The sequence below is a fragment of the Bifidobacterium reuteri DSM 23975 genome (assembly GCF_000741695.1).
Lineage (GTDB): Bacteria > Actinomycetota > Actinomycetes > Actinomycetales > Bifidobacteriaceae > Bifidobacterium > Bifidobacterium reuteri.
In genome coordinates this window covers 48,403-62,874 of record NZ_JGZK01000004.1, presented here as the reverse complement: position 1 = coordinate 62,874, position 14,472 = coordinate 48,403, and the positions used below count along the sequence as shown (strand labels likewise).

At 62.2% G+C, this 14,472-nt stretch carries 13 protein-coding genes; 10 read left to right on the top strand and 3 right to left on the bottom strand.

Annotated elements, in window-relative coordinates; all coding sequences use genetic code 11:
• Positions 1-97: 97 nt before the first annotated feature.
• The 6 genes from BREU_RS04635 (at position 98) to BREU_RS04605 (ending at position 7,971) form a co-directional block, all read left to right on the top strand.
• The gene (locus tag BREU_RS04635) at positions 98-1,216 is read left to right on the top strand and encodes an ROK family protein (protein ID WP_044088998.1); all 1,119 of its coding nucleotides are present in this window, start codon (positions 98-100) and stop codon (positions 1,214-1,216) included.
• Between the two features lie 182 nt (positions 1,217-1,398).
• On the top strand, positions 1,399-2,277 hold the full coding sequence (locus BREU_RS04630; protein ID WP_238567002.1) for an ROK family protein: 879 nt from the start codon (positions 1,399-1,401) through the stop codon (positions 2,275-2,277).
• A gap of 412 nt (positions 2,278-2,689) precedes the next feature.
• Complete coding sequence (locus BREU_RS04620; protein ID WP_043164773.1) at positions 2,690-4,000, top strand: sugar ABC transporter substrate-binding protein; 1,311 nt, start codon at positions 2,690-2,692, stop codon at positions 3,998-4,000.
• A gap of 10 nt (positions 4,001-4,010) precedes the next feature.
• Complete coding sequence (locus BREU_RS04615) at positions 4,011-4,946, top strand: carbohydrate ABC transporter permease (RefSeq protein ID WP_044088999.1); 936 nt, start codon at positions 4,011-4,013, stop codon at positions 4,944-4,946.
• On the top strand, positions 4,946-5,815 hold the full coding sequence (locus tag BREU_RS04610; protein WP_043164770.1) for a carbohydrate ABC transporter permease: 870 nt from the start codon (positions 4,946-4,948) through the stop codon (positions 5,813-5,815). Before BREU_RS04615 ends, BREU_RS04610 begins: the two co-directional genes overlap by 1 nt.
• Before the next feature lie 134 nt (positions 5,816-5,949).
• Entirely contained in the window at positions 5,950-7,971 is a 2,022-nt protein-coding gene (locus tag BREU_RS04605) for a beta-N-acetylhexosaminidase (RefSeq protein WP_043164768.1), read from the top strand.
• A gap of 123 nt (positions 7,972-8,094) precedes the next feature.
• Here the strand turns inward: BREU_RS04605 and BREU_RS04600 are convergent, their stop codons facing one another.
• The gene (locus tag BREU_RS04600) at positions 8,095-9,372 is read right to left on the bottom strand and encodes a tyrosine-type recombinase/integrase (protein ID WP_043164767.1); all 1,278 of its coding nucleotides are present in this window, start codon (positions 9,370-9,372) and stop codon (positions 8,095-8,097) included.
• A gap of 389 nt (positions 9,373-9,761) precedes the next feature.
• Here BREU_RS04600 and BREU_RS04595 point away from each other — a divergent pair, with 389 nt between their 5' ends.
• The 4 genes from BREU_RS04595 to BREU_RS04580 all read left to right on the top strand — a co-directional run bounded on the left by BREU_RS04595 (position 9,762) and on the right by BREU_RS04580 (position 12,972).
• Entirely contained in the window at positions 9,762-10,139 is a 378-nt protein-coding gene (locus BREU_RS04595; RefSeq protein WP_044089000.1) for a hypothetical protein, read from the top strand.
• Positions 10,140-10,328: 189 nt separating this feature from the next.
• Positions 10,329-11,216, top strand: a complete 888-nt coding sequence (locus BREU_RS04590) for an ABC transporter permease (RefSeq protein WP_044089002.1) — start codon at positions 10,329-10,331, stop codon at positions 11,214-11,216.
• Positions 11,213-12,283: a hypothetical protein gene (locus BREU_RS04585; protein WP_044089003.1), complete on the top strand. Its 1,071-nt coding sequence runs from the start codon at positions 11,213-11,215 to the stop codon at positions 12,281-12,283. The genes BREU_RS04590 and BREU_RS04585 overlap by 4 nt, the downstream gene beginning before the upstream one ends.
• A 14-nt stretch (positions 12,284-12,297) precedes the next feature.
• Positions 12,298-12,972 (top strand): ABC transporter ATP-binding protein, encoded by a 675-nt coding sequence (locus BREU_RS04580; protein ID WP_052382033.1) that lies wholly within the window; start codon positions 12,298-12,300, stop codon positions 12,970-12,972.
• A 50-nt stretch (positions 12,973-13,022) separates the two neighbouring features.
• Here BREU_RS04580 and BREU_RS12325 read toward each other — a convergent pair whose 3' ends face one another.
• The gene (locus BREU_RS12325) at positions 13,023-13,760 is read right to left on the bottom strand and encodes a hypothetical protein (RefSeq protein ID WP_223847562.1); all 738 of its coding nucleotides are present in this window, start codon (positions 13,758-13,760) and stop codon (positions 13,023-13,025) included.
• A complete protein-coding gene (locus tag BREU_RS12320; protein WP_223847942.1) occupies positions 13,757-14,461 on the bottom strand; it encodes a helix-turn-helix domain-containing protein in 705 nt (234 codons plus the stop codon). Before BREU_RS12320 ends, BREU_RS12325 begins: the two co-directional genes overlap by 4 nt.
• Between the last annotated feature and the right edge of the window lie 11 nt (positions 14,462-14,472).

Genomic DNA, 14,472 nt, shown 5'->3' with positions numbered 1-14,472 from the left:
TGTTATCCTGAAAGCCGTTCGAGGATGACGCCGGGATGTCCGTCCCGATAATGTGATTCCGCATTTTCCGCAATCGTCTCACCCGAGGAGGGCTCCCATGTACGCTAAATCCAATCCCAGCGATGCAAGGGCCAACAACCGCAGACTGCTGTTCCGGCTACTGTTTCCCGACCGGCAGCTGTCGCGCGCCGACCTGTGTAAGGAGACGGGGCTTTCCCGCGCCACCGCTACGGATGTGACCGGCGAGATGATCGACGACGGCCTGCTGAGGGAACTGGGGTCGGGCAGGCGCGACGGCCGGGGCAAGCCGGGCACCCTGCTGGCCATCGACGCGGACGTGCTTCGTCTGGTATGCGTCGATCTGTCCCGCCCGTATGTGATGACCGGCGCCGTGATGGACCTGCGGGCCAGAATCGTGGAGCGCCGCGAACGCGTGCTCGATGATGGCGACCGGGTCGATCTCGACGATGTGCTCTCGCTTGTGGGCCAGATGATCCGGCTTGCCGGTTCGGGGCTCGTCGGCATCGGCGTGGCCGTCCCCGGCGTGGTTTCCGGCGCGGGGAGGGTGATCTCCAGTTCCAATCTCGGCTGGGATGACGTGGAGCTTCGCGACATGCTCGAAGGCGAGTTCTCGTTGCCGGTCCGAGTGGACAACGACGCGAACGCGGCTCTGCTCGCCGACCGCTTCCTCGGGCACGGCAATCCCAACTGTCTGCTCGTGCAGATCACTCGGGGCATCGGCGCGTCGGTGCTGCTGAACGACGAGTTCGTGGAGGGCGATGACCATGCGGCCGGCGAAATCGGCCATGTCGTGATCGATCCCGCCGGCCCTGCGTGCACCTGCGGCAAGCGCGGCTGTCTGGAGACCTATGTATCGGCCATCGCGTTGCGCGACCGCATCCGCCGGAATCCCGAGCGGCGCGCGGACATCCTGGCCGAGGCCGGCGCAAGGCTCGGCAGCGCGCTGGCCATGCCGGCGAGCCTGCTGAACCTTCACGACATCGCCGTCTACGGGCCTCCCGACATCGTCGGCGAGACGCTGCTCGGCGCATGCGGCGAAACCGTCAACTCCTTGTCGCGGAACGACTACCAGAGCAACATACGGGTGCGCCGGTGCGAGCTCGGCGACGACGCCACCCTGCGGGGGCAGGCGGTCTCGGTTCTGCGCGAGATCGTGGGCAGGCGCGGGCTGTCCGCGGCGGCGGCCTCGTCCTGATGGATGCGGCCGCCGTCGCAGGGCGCGCATGTCGTGGTGTATCATCGCTTCCCGAATCCAATATGTAAGGATTTCGAACATAATGATCGGCGGACGAAAGAGAAGTCCGTCCAACGGGAACGGAGATTGCCATGATGATGAACGGCGGCGGCGCGACGGAAATAGAGAACCTGCGCGTCGGAGTGGATGTCGGGGGAACGAAGATCGAGGCGGTGCTGACCGACGCGGCCGGCGCCATCCTCGCGTCCGGACGCAGGACGGCCCGAAAGGGCGGCAATGAGGTCGTGGAGGACGTGGCCGCCATCGTGCGGCAGGTGGCCGGCATGAGGTTCGGTGATGTGAGATCGGTGGGCATCGGCATCCCGGGGTTGGTCCACCGAGACACCGGGCAGGTGGAGAACGTGGTCAATCTCGGAATCGAGAAACTGGAGCTCGGGGGCCGCGCGTCCGGCGTGCTCGGTCTGCCCGTGTGGGTGGACAACGACGTGAACGCCGCCGCGCTGGGAGCCTATGGGACGCTTCCCGAACGGCTCCGTCAGGGAAGGATGGCGTTCGTCAACCTGGGGACGGGGCTGGCGGCCGGATTCGTCCGCGCCGGTCTCGTCGAACGCGGCGACACGGGCGCCCTCGGGGAGATCGGCCACCTTCCGGTGGATTCCAACCGCGTGGCATGCAAATGCGGCCAACGCGGATGTCTGGAGACCGCATGCTCGGGAGGGGCTCTGCGACGCATGTGGCCCATGGCGGATCCTCCGCTGCCCGACATCCTCGCGAAGGCCGCAGGAGGCGATGCCGAAGCCGGGCGGGTTCTCGGCATCCTGCTGCATGCCCTCGCCGACGTCGTGCAGATCGTCGCCCAGGGCGAGGACCCTTCGGTCATCGTCATCGGGGGCGGCGTCTCGCGCGTCGGCTCCCCGTTGCTTGACGCATTGCGCGGGGAACTGCGCAGGCGGGAATCCTCCAGCGGTTTCATCGCGGGTCTGCGCCTGACGGAACGTCTGCGGCTCGCCGACCCGTCGATTCCGATCGGCGCGCTCGGTGCATCCCTCATCGCCTGCTGACCGCACTTCCCGATGCAACGCCCCCCTTCGGCGCGTCGGGCCGAATGCCGCGCGTTCCGTCAGGTTTCGCCAAGCAAGGCCGTAGCATGCCCCTTATTTTGTTCGACTGACTTGCAAAAAAGATAAAGGCGTCATATCCTTGGCTATCAAGGAGGTTGAAACCAACTAAGGGAATTAAGCAAGGATGACTAACAAAATTCTGGTCATTCATGCCGTGATGTCATGTCGAGGAACGATGTGACATCACGTTCCCAGGCGCTGTTTCGGGCGCCGGCGACGGCGTCCGAAACAGCATCGTCCACGCATGGCAGCGCGGGCGGATACGGACCCGGGACCGTCGTGCGCAGCGGCACGTCGCGCCATTCCTCCGAACGGCGGCGTCGGGCAGGCATTCCAGGAAAAGGAAACCACCATGAGAACGAAGAGGATTTCCGCGGCCATCGCCTTGGCGGCCGCGTCAGCGCTCACCCTGTCGGGATGCTCGATGGGAGCCCCGTCCGGCGGATCGCAGCAGGATGCGTCCGCGGGCGGCAAGCTGACGGTGTGGATCATGCAGGGCGACCAGAGCGAGGACACCATCAAGGCGATCAACGAGCGGTTCACCAAGGAGACGGGCGTCAAGGTCGATGTGCAGACCCAGGTGTGGGCCGACATCAACACGAAGGTGACGACCGCGCTGTCCACGGACACGCCGCCGGACGTTATCGATCTGGGCAACACGCAGGTCGCCGGGTTCGCCGTGAGCGGCGGCCTGCTGGATCTGACGGACAAGGCCGACGATATGAGGCAGGGGCACACCTGGCTGTCCGGTCTTGAGGAGCCCGCCACCATCGACGGCAGACTGTACGGCATCCCCGCGCTGGGGGCCGCCGGCGCCGTGATCTACAACAAGAAGATGTGGTCCGCGGCCGGAATCGACAATCCGCCGAGCACGTACGAGGAGCTTGAAGCCGACCTGCAGAAGCTCCGGGACGCGAACACCGACAAGGACTTCTCCCCGTTCTACATGCCCGGCCGCGATTGGAAGTCGGCGGCACGGTGGATCTGGGATGCCGGCGGCGACTTCGCCGAGCAGCAGTCGGACGGAACCTGGAAGAGCACCCTGTCGAGCGACAATTCGCTCAAGGGCATCGACCAATGGCTGGAATTCCAGCACAAGTGGTCCTCCGAGGCGTCCCGTTCGCTGGATACCGGCAACCCCGACTTCAGCCAGCTGCTGGCCGAAGGCAAGACCGGCGCGATCCTGAACAACAGCGCCGGCATCCGCACCATCCAGCAGTACAACCCCGACCTCACGACCGACGATCTGGGATCGTTCCCCATGCCCGGCGCCAGCGGCAAGCTCCAGCCGGCGATGATGGCCGGCTCGGTATGGGGCGTCGCCCAGAAGAGCAAGCGTCAGGAGCTGGCGCTCAAGTGGATCAAGATCGCCGCGAGCCCCGAGATCCAGAAGGACTACGTGTTCGCCAAGGACGGGTGGATGCCCAACTACGTCGAAGGCCTCGACGAGGTCATGAAGTCCGCGGACTTCCCGTCCTACCTGACCGGCTTCTTCGAGTCGGCGAAGAACACCAAGGCCACGCCGGCGTCACCGCAATGGCTGACCATCGAGAACGACAGCTCCCTGAACTGCTTCGGCGACATCGCCACCGGCGCCACCACGGCCAAGGCCGCGGCCAAGTCGTTCGACGAGCATGCGGACTCCCTGTACGCGAAGAAGTAGGGGAAGCGTGATGAGCAATGCGCAATCGACGGCTGCCGCCGTCCCCGTGGTGAAGCGGCGTCGCAATCTGACGCCCCTGTGGCTCCTGACACCCGCCGGCGTGATCATCATCGCGCTGGTCGTGGTGCCGTTGATCTTCCTGGTCTTCACGTCGTTCACGGACTTCAACCAGAAGACCCTGTTCACGGGCTCGTTCAACATCGTCGGGTTCGACCAGTACGAGAACGTGCTGACCGACCCGGAGTTCTACAAGTCGCTGGCCCGCACGTTCGGGTTCGCTGCCGCCCTCGTGGCCGGCAGCGTGCTGATCGGCATGGGCGTGGCCCAGCTGATGACCAAGCTGGGGCCGGTGATGCGCTGGCTGGTCACGTTCGTGCTGATCTTCGCGTGGGCCATGCCGAACGTCGCCTCGTCGGTGGTATGGAAGTGGCTGTTCCAGCCGGGGTACGGCGTGGTCAACTGGCTACTGACCCAGACCCATTTGTTCGGGGACGTGACGAACCTGTCGTGGACCGACAACACGTGGCTCGCGTTCCTGGAGATCTGGCTGCTGGTCGTCTGGCAGGCCGTCCCGTACATCGCGATCAACCTGTACGCGGCGACCACGCAGGTGGACAAGTCCTGCCTTGAGGCGGCCCAGCTGGACGGCTGCTCGAAGCTGCGCTGCTACTGGCAGATCACCGTGCCGCTGATCAAGCCGAGCCTGATGGTCATCACGATGCTGTCGGTGATCTGGGACTTCAACGTGTTCAACCAGATCTGGCTCGTCTCCCAGGGAGGCCCCCGCGAGACGACCGCGACGATCGGCATCTTCACCTACAAGAAGGCGTTCGTGTCGTTCGACATCGGCACCGGCGCCGCCGCGAGCGTGCTGGTCACGCTCATCCTGCTCGCCCTGACGAGCGTGTACATCCGATACCTGCTCAAATCCGGGGAGGACCTGTGATGACCACCGCAACCATAACCTCTGCCGCGCCGCGAGCCAAGCGCAGCCTTTCCTCACGGCTGCGCCGCATCGGCACGATCGTGTTGGCCGTCGCGTTCTGCATCGTGTGGATCTTCCCGGTCTACTGGATGTTCGTCACGTCGATCAAGCCGCGCAACCAGATCATGACCGCCACGCCCGTGTTCTGGCCCGCGAAGCTGTCGATCGACAACTTCATGGTGGCCGTCACCCAGACGTCTTTCCTGACGAACCTGAAGAACAGCGTGATCGTGACCGCCGTGTCGATCGTCCTGTCGATCGTCCTCGCGTTCTTCGCGTGCGCGGCCCTGACCCTCTACCGGTTCCGCGGCCGCAAGGCGATCATGGTGTTCGTGCTGGCCATCCAGATGACCTCGGGCGGCATCATCCCGCAGTTCATCATCTTCAACCAGTTCGGCCTGCTGAACAAGTACAGCGGCCTGATCCTCGCGTACATCGCCATGGTCCTGCCGTTTGCGATCTGGAACATGCGCGGCTTCTTCCTCAACATCCCGAAGGACATCTTCGAGTCCGCGGCCGTTGAGGGGGCCAACGACTGGCAGATCCTGTGGAAGATCACCTTCCCGCTGGCCGCGCCCGGCATCGTGTCCACGTCCGTGTTCGCGTTCATCAACGCGTGGAACGACTATATGACCGCTTACACGTTTATGAAGGATCAGGCGAAGTATACGTTGCCCGTGTGGCTCTCCTCGTTCTCCACGCCCACCATGGGCACCGACTTCGGCGGGCAGATGGCCGCATCCGTTATCTTCTCCCTGCCCGTCGTGATCTTCTTCATGATCATTCAAAGGAACATCATGAAGGGCGTCACCACGGGAGCCGTCAAATAACCCAACCGAATCGATCGGCAGCATGTGCGGTGTCGGGACCATATCCGCGAAATGGCCTCGACACCGCACTGCCATCTCAGGGCCAAACGAACCTCACAACAATCCTTAGCGATATGCCAAGAAAGGAACTTCCCATGAACGGCCAAATACTCCTGCAAGGATGGACCATCATCCCCACGCCGCAAACCATGCAGCATAAAGCAGGCATCGCATTGCTGCCAATGTGCGGACGAATCAACGAAGCGCGCACGGTCGGTGACGATCGGCATATACTCGCCGCACAACTCATCGACGACATCCGCGCAGCCACCGGATTGGAATGGGACATCGCGACGGGCGACCGCTGGCCGGGATTCATCACCCTGACCATACTTGACAATCCCCATGCACACCCGTCCGGCTCGTATACGCTCGATGTCACCCCGGATGGCGTGACCGTCGCGGGCGTGGACTTCGAGGGCGTGCGCAACGGCGTGCAGACCCTGCGCCAGCTCATCCGCCAATGCGGCGCCGCCCTGCCCCTCCTGCACATCGAGGACCGGCCCGCCTTCGAAACGCGCGGCTACTACCTCGACGTCACCCGCGGGCGCGTCCCCACCCTCGACTGGCTCAAACACTGGGCCGACAAACTCTGCCTCTACAAGTACAACCAGCTCCAGCTCTACGTCGAACACACCTTCCGCTTCGACGGCATGAGCGAGACATGGCGCGGCTCCAGCCCGCTCGCCCCGCGCGACATCCTCGACCTCGACGACTACTGCGCCGAACGGGGCATCGAGCTGGTGCCGTCGGTCTCCACGTTCGGTCACCTCTACATGGCCCTGCGCACCCGGAGCCTGCGCGATCTCGGCGAGTTCCCCGAGACCGCCGACGAACCGTTCGGATTCATCGACCGCATGCGCCACCACACATTGAACATCAGCGACGAACGCGCCTTCACTCTGTCATGCCGGCTCATCGACGACTACCTGCAATTGTTCCGCTCCGACAAGTTCAACATCTGCGCCGACGAGACCTTCGACCTCGGCAGGGGTCGTTCCAAGACCTTCGCCGAGGAGATCGGCGTCGCCGCCATGTACGTCGACTACGTCACCCGCCTGTGCCGCCACCTCGAAGCCCAAGGCAAACAGCCGATGATGTGGGGCGACATCGCCCTCGAACACCCCGAGATCCTGGAGCGCCTCCCCGAAGCCGTCACCCTGCTCAACTGGCAGTACGACCCGCAGGTCACCGACGAGAAGGTCCGCACCGTCGCCCAATCCGGCGCCACACAGATCGTGTGCCCGGCCGTATGGTGCTGGAACGCGCTCCTGCCGCGCATCGACGACGCCTGGAACAACATCACCCGCATGGCCCGCTACGGCACGCAATACCAAGCGGCAGGCATGCTCGTCACCGACTGGGGCGACCTCGGCCACGTCAACGACCCGCGCATGGCCATCCCCGGCATGATCATCGGCGCACAGGAATCCTGGAACCCCGGGCGCATCCCCGACGAGACCGACATGCTCCGACGCATCTCCCGACTCGAATACCACGACGCCAGCGGAGAACTGCTTGATATCCTTGCTCGCGCAAGCCATGCGGCCTGCTTCCAATGGAACCACCTGATCACTTGGCTGGAACTTGATGACGGACGGGGCGGCGTCAACACCGGTGTCCTGCAAACCATCCCAGGACTGCTGCCGGAAAACGAACGACCAGACGATGTGATCCGCGCCCTTCAGGACGGAAGCCGGGCACCGTCACTTGTGGAATCCCGACGGATGCTGCTCCGCTATCTGAAGCACCACATCTCGCTCGGTGAAACCGCAGATCACCTTCTGCAGACCAGCGCCCGTCGAATCTCCGCGATCACCGCGACCGCAGGACCGCGAATCGCAGGAAACGCCGCTGCATTCCGCGTAGCCATCGAGGGGCAACGACTGTTGAACCGAGTTGGTCTCCAGCTTGCGTCCGATGTCGGGGTCATCGACTCTTTGCAGTCAAGTGCCGCATCTCAGCATGATGATACGGCGCGTCTTGCCGAAGCGCTGGAAATCTGGATGGAGGCGTATGCGGCGCAATGGAGTACTCTCAGCCGAGACTCCGAACTTCGTCGGCTGCAAGATACGGTGTGGGAGTTAACGGACTATCTGCGCTTCCAATCCGTCTGATGCTGCGATTGTGAGACTTCGACCAGTCAGAGACCGAAATGCCGTGAGGGACCAGATTCAGATCCCTCACGGCATTTCCTATATGAAGGTGAGTCACGTATCGCGATGGTGCATCACTTTGGTCTAGGACTCACGCCGCTGAATGTCGCTCATAAATGATTCGGCAAGCTCGTCAACCACTTGACTCTGATGTGAGGCGACGGTGAGCTGGTAGTACCGGATAGCCACCTTCTCACTGACGTGTCCCAATTGATTCATGACTTCCCGCAACGTTCCACCCTGAATCATGAGTAATGTTGCATGGCTGGCTCGTAATGCCTGGAATGTCAGATCAGGGCGTCCTGCTTTCAGCCGGGCCTTGGCGAACTGGCCGTCCAGCGTTGTCTGGGACATGATTCTTGCACGTTTGGGCACGAACACCGGCGAATCCGGTCGTGTCAGATCGCAGTAATCAGAAAGGTGCTGTCGAATAAGAGGAATCAGGGTATCCGGGATGTGTACGTTCCTGATGCTGGATTCCGTTTTCGTCTTACCGAATTGGAGATCCCCTCTGTCAGCGTCACCGCGATTCACGGAGTGCCGGACATGAAGTATCTGCCTGTTCAGATCGATGTCTTGCACCTGAAGCCCACATAGTTCACCACATCGCAGACCACCCACTAAAGTCGAGAGGAATACGGACAGTCTGGTGTAATCGGGCATGGCGTCAGCCAGCAGGATCAGTTCGGAAGGAGTCACCGGCGGTACATTGATGCGGGCGGGCTGTGGCGCTGGCGGAATATGGAATATGAAGGGATTGAAGGACAGCAATGGCTCCGAACCGTCCAATCCGCCACGGGTGGCTGACTCCAGTACCGCCTTCAGTCGCATGCATGAGCGTCGGAACGCCCACCGTCCTTCCGGGTGAGGCGCATCATACCAAGCCTTGATAATGGACGGAGTGATCTCGTTAAGCGGCAGGTCCCCAAGACTTGGCAAAAAATGGCCAATGTCCAGATAAAGATTGCGACGCGTGCCACCGGCGATACCATTGCCGTCGGGCAGCCGGTATTCCTCGGCCCATCGCATCACATAGTCGCGGAACAGCATATTGCGTTGTGTCCGGCTCTTTTCCGCGACGGCTTTTCGTCGGCTTCGTTCCGTTGGATGAACCCATTCGGCGATGCCGTTACGATGGAGACTGACAAGATACTTTTCGGCTTCCAACCACCTACGGGCTTCGAGCTCCTGATCCGGCTTGAACTGGCGTTGGACGCGTTTGCCAGGTTCTAATGGATTCGGATATCGAACCTGCCATGCGATTAGCATGCCGGTTCCGTCATAACGGGCCAGCACGGTTCCCCACTTGCTTCGCGGAGGCTTCTGCGGATGGTTTCCATGGGAATGCCTGATTTTCGGCATATTGATCTCCCTCGATCGCGAAAAGGCGCACCCTGCGTGCGCCTTGTGGGGAGATTGAAACCAAAAACCAGTGTAGGCAGATATGCTGAAAGAACCGTTGTTTGTTTTTGTCATCCAGAGATGACAAAAACAAACATAATCGGCCTTAAGCGGGTTATAGAAGCAGCTAGTTGTATCTCTCCCTTCCCGCGATTGACGTATTGCAAGTCATCTCTAGATGTCAATAACTCCTTTTCTGATTGCTTCTCTCTCGCTTGGGCAGAAGACTGAATCTTGCAAGATGAAGTCATAGTGCTTCGACACCTAGCAGAAAGGAAAGTAATTACCATCTAGTTTTTACGTATGCCTTTACACATTCCAAATTTCCCAACAAAAACAAAGGAGTAATCATGATTGTGCGAAAGAAATTTACGGCAATTGTCCTTGCGACAATTCTGGGTATAACTGGCATCGCATTGCCCTCTACCGCTTTTGCCGGCGGTCCGAATTATGGTCGCACATGGGAAAGCAGCATTGGCGGCATCAAGGTGAATGGCTATGTACAGATTCAGGCCTCCTATAATGATGGCGGGCGTCACGCGCGTCGCGGATATCAGCGCTTCACCCGACAGGCCGGCCCCAGTCTGGATACCGGACGACTGTATACATCAGCCGCTTCCTATTCAGGAGACACTCAGGTTCGAAGCAGGACGGACTCCGTCTGGGATTCCGTATTGTGGGGCGATAAGTACGTCACGCACTATTACTGGGGTGTTGAATACTTCTGACGCATTTCTTATTGCACCCATCTAGAAATACCGTGATTGGAAAGATACGGAATGCTAAAAATTACCCGTCATCTAAAGTTTTTTTCTACATCCATTTGCGCAATATCGTTGCTGTTGGGTGTGTTGTCTTCGTTTCTTGCCTGGGCGGTGTACTGGAGCGTTCTTGATTGGCGTGGATCGCAATGGGGCATGTCCGATGCGCGGACGCAACTGGTGCTGACCGCGTCGGCGGATGCCGGGCACGACGACGGGAAGAATCTTGAGGCGACGCGTGATCTGGCCGAGTATCTTTCCGGTCACGGTATTTCCCTGTTGGAGGGTTCCGTGGGGGACGGTTGGCCGGCGATCGTGTTCCAGTCGTCGGGGGCCTCCATCGGATGGGCCGATGCGCTTCCGCGCGGATGCCGGGACATGGACAGTCGCGTGGCTTGTGTGATCGAGTCGTCGTTCTCGGCCGGGCAATGGCGTGAGCATGGGGATGCACCGCTATTGCCCGCCGGGTTTTCCGTCGGCGGTGTCGTCAGGGTTCCGGGGGTGAACGTGGGCGGCAATCTGCAGTATGTGCTCCCGTTGGGGGCGGTTCCCTTGTTTCCCGGCAGCGTGTATGTGAACACGAGCGACCCGCAGCGGCTCCGGGAGATTTCGGATCTGTTCGCGCGCTGTGGCATGGACGTGACCCAACCGCAGGCGCAGTCGTTGTGGTCGTCCCTTGCCGGTGATTCCTTCGTGGGCGTCACCTTGTTGTTCCTCGTACTGGCGTTGGTCTGCGCCTGCGTGTGCGTGACGACGATGGAGACGGCGAGGAAGGCCGACCTGCATGTCAGGCGATTGTTCGGTGCCACTGGCAGGCAGGTGTGGGCGGGCCGGGTGCGCGGGGCCGTTGCCTCGATTGTGACGGGCGTGCTGGCGGGAACCATGTTGAGTGCCGTGCTCATCACCGTGGTGTCGGGCAGGACCGGCATCGGCCCGGCTGTCGCGTTCGCCGCGGCCTTCATCGGCGGGACGGCCCTGACGGTGCTGGTGACGGGTCTGGCCGAATGGTTCGGCATACGATCGAATGACGAGGTGGAACGATGATCCATGAACTGATGACCGGCGTCCGTATGGGATTGAGGCGATGGGGATCGATTCTCGGCATCACGCTGCTCGTCGTCTTCGCGGGAAGCGTGTTCACGATGACGCTCAGCGATGTGCTGACCGAGTCCAGCGTGATCGGCGGCGAGGCTCGTCTGCGGGCCGTCGACGCGGTCACGTTCTCCCCGCAATACCTCCTGCAGTCCCCGAGCAAGACGGACCCCAAGGTGGCGGATGGCCTGCGGGACATGCTGGAGCAGGGCAGGGCGTACTCCGCGATCGTCAACAACGTCGAGATCGACGATCCCGGGTTCGCCAACGGCATACCGGCCATCGTCCTGATGGGCAACGTCGATGACGTGTTCCCCCGATTGGGCTTGTGCTCCCACGCGCCCTGCGCGTCCATCGGCTACCGGGTGGACCGGGCGCAGGCGCCCGACAGTGTGCATATCGCCGGCACCGACGTCAGGGTAACCGGCACGCTGCCGGCCTCGGCGGCCATATTCGACCCGAACACCGCCGGCATCAACCTGGACCGGTATCTCGTCATCCGGCTCGACCCGAGTTCGTTGAACCGGCTCAACGACATCGAACTCGAAGAGGCGGTGACCAAAACGGTCATGTTCAACCCGTCCCGGACCCGGCTCGACGGTTTCATCACGGGAAGCCGCGACGCCGGCCTGATACTCGTGCCGCACCGGCTGAACACGGAGCAGCCCCAACGCGACAGGGATCTCATCGTGCGCGCGCTGATGTACCTGCTCGGACTGTCCGCCTTCCTCGCGCTCACCGTCATCGTGATCATCCAATCATTGTCCGTGACCCTCGCACGGGAGCGGCCGGCGATGCTCGTCCGCCGGCTCTACGGCGCCACCGCCGCGGACGAGGCGATCCGCGTCGCCGGACTCATCCTCATCATGCTGCTGCCCGCCGCCGTGGTGCTGGCATGCTTCCAGCTGATAGGGGAACCGGTGGCCACCGCATCCCGGACGATGATCGCCGTCATCCTCGCCATGGCGGCCCTGGTCTGGACGATCGCCGTACGACGCGCAACCACACACATTCAATGAAAGAAGCACCGACCATGCCACAGACGACCATAGACGCCCGAAACCTGACCAAACGATACACGGACGGGCAGGCGCAGCTCCTCGCCGTGCGCGACGTATCCCTGCACGCCTCGGCCGGGGAGTCGATCGCCATCATGGGACCGTCCGGATGCGGCAAATCCACCCTGCTGCGCATGATCGGACTGTCCATGCAACCCACCTCCGGCTCCCTGCTCCTGCAAGGACGCCCGACGCCGGAAAACGACAAGGACCGGTCCGCATGGCGCAACCGCATGTTCGGCTTCATCCCGCAGGACTACGCGATCCTCGAAGACGAGCCCGCATGGGCCAATGTCGCCATCCCCATGGAATACGCGAAACCCAAGATCAAGCGCGCCGAACGCCGGCAACGCGCCACAGCCGCTTTGGAACAAGTCGGGCTCGCCGGCAAGGCGCGACGCATGCCCGGGCAACTGTCCGGCGGCGAAAGGCAACGCATCGCCATCGCCAGGGCGACCGTGATGCACCCCGCCATCATCATCGCCGACGAACCCACCGCGGCACTCGACACGCACACCGCCGACACCATCATGACCATGCTCCTCGCGCAATGCAGGCAAGGCGCCACGCTCATCCTCGCCACCCACGACCCACGCGTCGCAGCCCAATGCGACACCACCCTCACCATGCGAGACGGCGCATTCATCTGAAGGTTTTCGCAAGGTACAACTGGATCTGCAAGAAAAGGAATTGCCGACAATTACCATGTGGAGAGCGTTTCAATAGTGTCGAGCCCGTCTTGACGGTGTGATTCATCGAGGTTGTCCCAGTACGGGGAATCCTCGATGAGCTTGTCGTGCAGGAGTCTGATGCGTTTGCGGTCGGTGCCGCTGTGCAAGCGTGCGAGCTCCGCATCGGGATCCGGGATGAGGGATGCGAGCATGGCTGCATCATAGAGGTGACGGTCACCGTAGCCGGCGTGGTCGGCGCTGTAGGCCGCGCTCTTGAGTATCAGCGCGCCGAGCAGGTCCGGGATGCGAACCACGACTTCGGCGCCGTCCTTGTCATCGATGAGTTGGACCTGCATGCTGCGTTCCACTGCCTGCGCGCCGCCCGGCATGGATAGCACCGGTGTGCCGGCGATGGTCGCGTCAGCCCCAAGGAACTTGGGAAGGTGATCGGCGACCAGCAGGTCCACGACGTCGCCGTTCGGCGCGATCATGCGGGTCGTGTATCCGGTCAGCGTGCCCGGCTGCGTCTCGAACCCGCGAGAGGTGAGAATGCCGCGCAGTCTGGCGATGCCGCGTCGATCCGCCATGAGGTCGGCGAGCAGGTCGGCGTCGGTGGTGGGTCGTGCTGTCAATCCGCCCATGATGGCGTGCAGCTGGACCATGAGCCCGCCCGTAAGCAGCCATGATTCCGGGATGTTCGCCGCGGCTACCGCGTACACGGTATTCCACGGATGGCCCGTGTTGGGGATGCGGATTGTCGGAATCATGCCTGGTGCTCCTTGCGATGATATTCGTCGATCAGCTGTTGAAGGGTTTCCATGCCGGCGCGGCGTTCTCTCGGGTCGTTGGATTCAGCCAGGTCGGCCGCGCATACGCCGAGAGGCATCGGCCCCTCGCCGGCGGGAAGATCGTCGGCGACGTGGAGCCGTACCCGGACCGGAGTCGCGCCTTGCTTCAACCGGCATTGCCGAATGGCGTCGTTCAGAGCATCGGCGGTGACGTAGCCTTCCACCACGTCTGTGGCGGTCAATTGGAACGAGGCGGCCAATGCTCCGGTGGCGGCGGAGGGACGGATGAGGGTTTCGACCTTGTCGAGGTTGGAGCCCCTGCACCAGTATTCGACCGTCGTCGCACGCCTGCGCGCGAGACGGGTCAGATTCTCCGCATCCATCTGCCTCAGGTATCCCCTGAGCCGGTATCGCTGCTGTCGGCCCAGCCATGGCGCGTCGAGCCCGCTGAGCATGTATAGCGCCCCGAACGCCATGTCTGGTGAATAAGGACGCCCATCCGCACCCTGCCACTGTGCTTGGCGACGTACGGAATCCTCCGTAATCAGCGAGCCGCCTCCCACGGAAAGAGATTCAAGCCGGCCAGCAGCGCGAAGCGCGCTGACCCGTCGCTCGCTCACTCCGAGTCTACGGGCGGCTTCCCGCCGTGTGAGCAGCGTCCGATTCGTTCTGATAGCCATATTCCTATTGT

What these genes read in the sequence shown, in the direction of transcription:
- BREU_RS04585 (WP_044089003.1), top strand. Translation starts at nt 11,213, where the DNA reads ATGATCCATGAACTGATGACCGGCGTCCGTATGGGATTGAGGCGATGG.
- BREU_RS04595 (WP_044089000.1), top strand. Translation starts at nt 9,762, where the DNA reads ATGATTGTGCGAAAGAAATTTACGGCAATTGTCCTTGCGACAATTCTG.
- BREU_RS04605 (WP_043164768.1), top strand. Translation starts at nt 5,950, where the DNA reads ATGAACGGCCAAATACTCCTGCAAGGATGGACCATCATCCCCACGCCG.
- BREU_RS12320 (WP_223847942.1), bottom strand. Translation starts at nt 14,461, where the DNA reads ATGGCTATCAGAACGAATCGGACGCTGCTCACACGGCGGGAAGCCGCC.
- BREU_RS04580 (WP_052382033.1), top strand. Translation starts at nt 12,298, where the DNA reads ATGCCACAGACGACCATAGACGCCCGAAACCTGACCAAACGATACACG.
- BREU_RS04590 (WP_044089002.1), top strand. Translation starts at nt 10,329, where the DNA reads ATGTCCGATGCGCGGACGCAACTGGTGCTGACCGCGTCGGCGGATGCC.
- BREU_RS04635 (WP_044088998.1), top strand. Translation starts at nt 98, where the DNA reads ATGTACGCTAAATCCAATCCCAGCGATGCAAGGGCCAACAACCGCAGA.
- BREU_RS04620 (WP_043164773.1), top strand. Translation starts at nt 2,690, where the DNA reads ATGAGAACGAAGAGGATTTCCGCGGCCATCGCCTTGGCGGCCGCGTCA.
- BREU_RS04610 (WP_043164770.1), top strand. Translation starts at nt 4,946, where the DNA reads ATGACCACCGCAACCATAACCTCTGCCGCGCCGCGAGCCAAGCGCAGC.
- BREU_RS04600 (WP_043164767.1), bottom strand. Translation starts at nt 9,372, where the DNA reads ATGCCGAAAATCAGGCATTCCCATGGAAACCATCCGCAGAAGCCTCCG.
- BREU_RS04615 (WP_044088999.1), top strand. Translation starts at nt 4,011, where the DNA reads ATGAGCAATGCGCAATCGACGGCTGCCGCCGTCCCCGTGGTGAAGCGG.
- BREU_RS12325 (WP_223847562.1), bottom strand. Translation starts at nt 13,760, where the DNA reads ATGATTCCGACAATCCGCATCCCCAACACGGGCCATCCGTGGAATACC.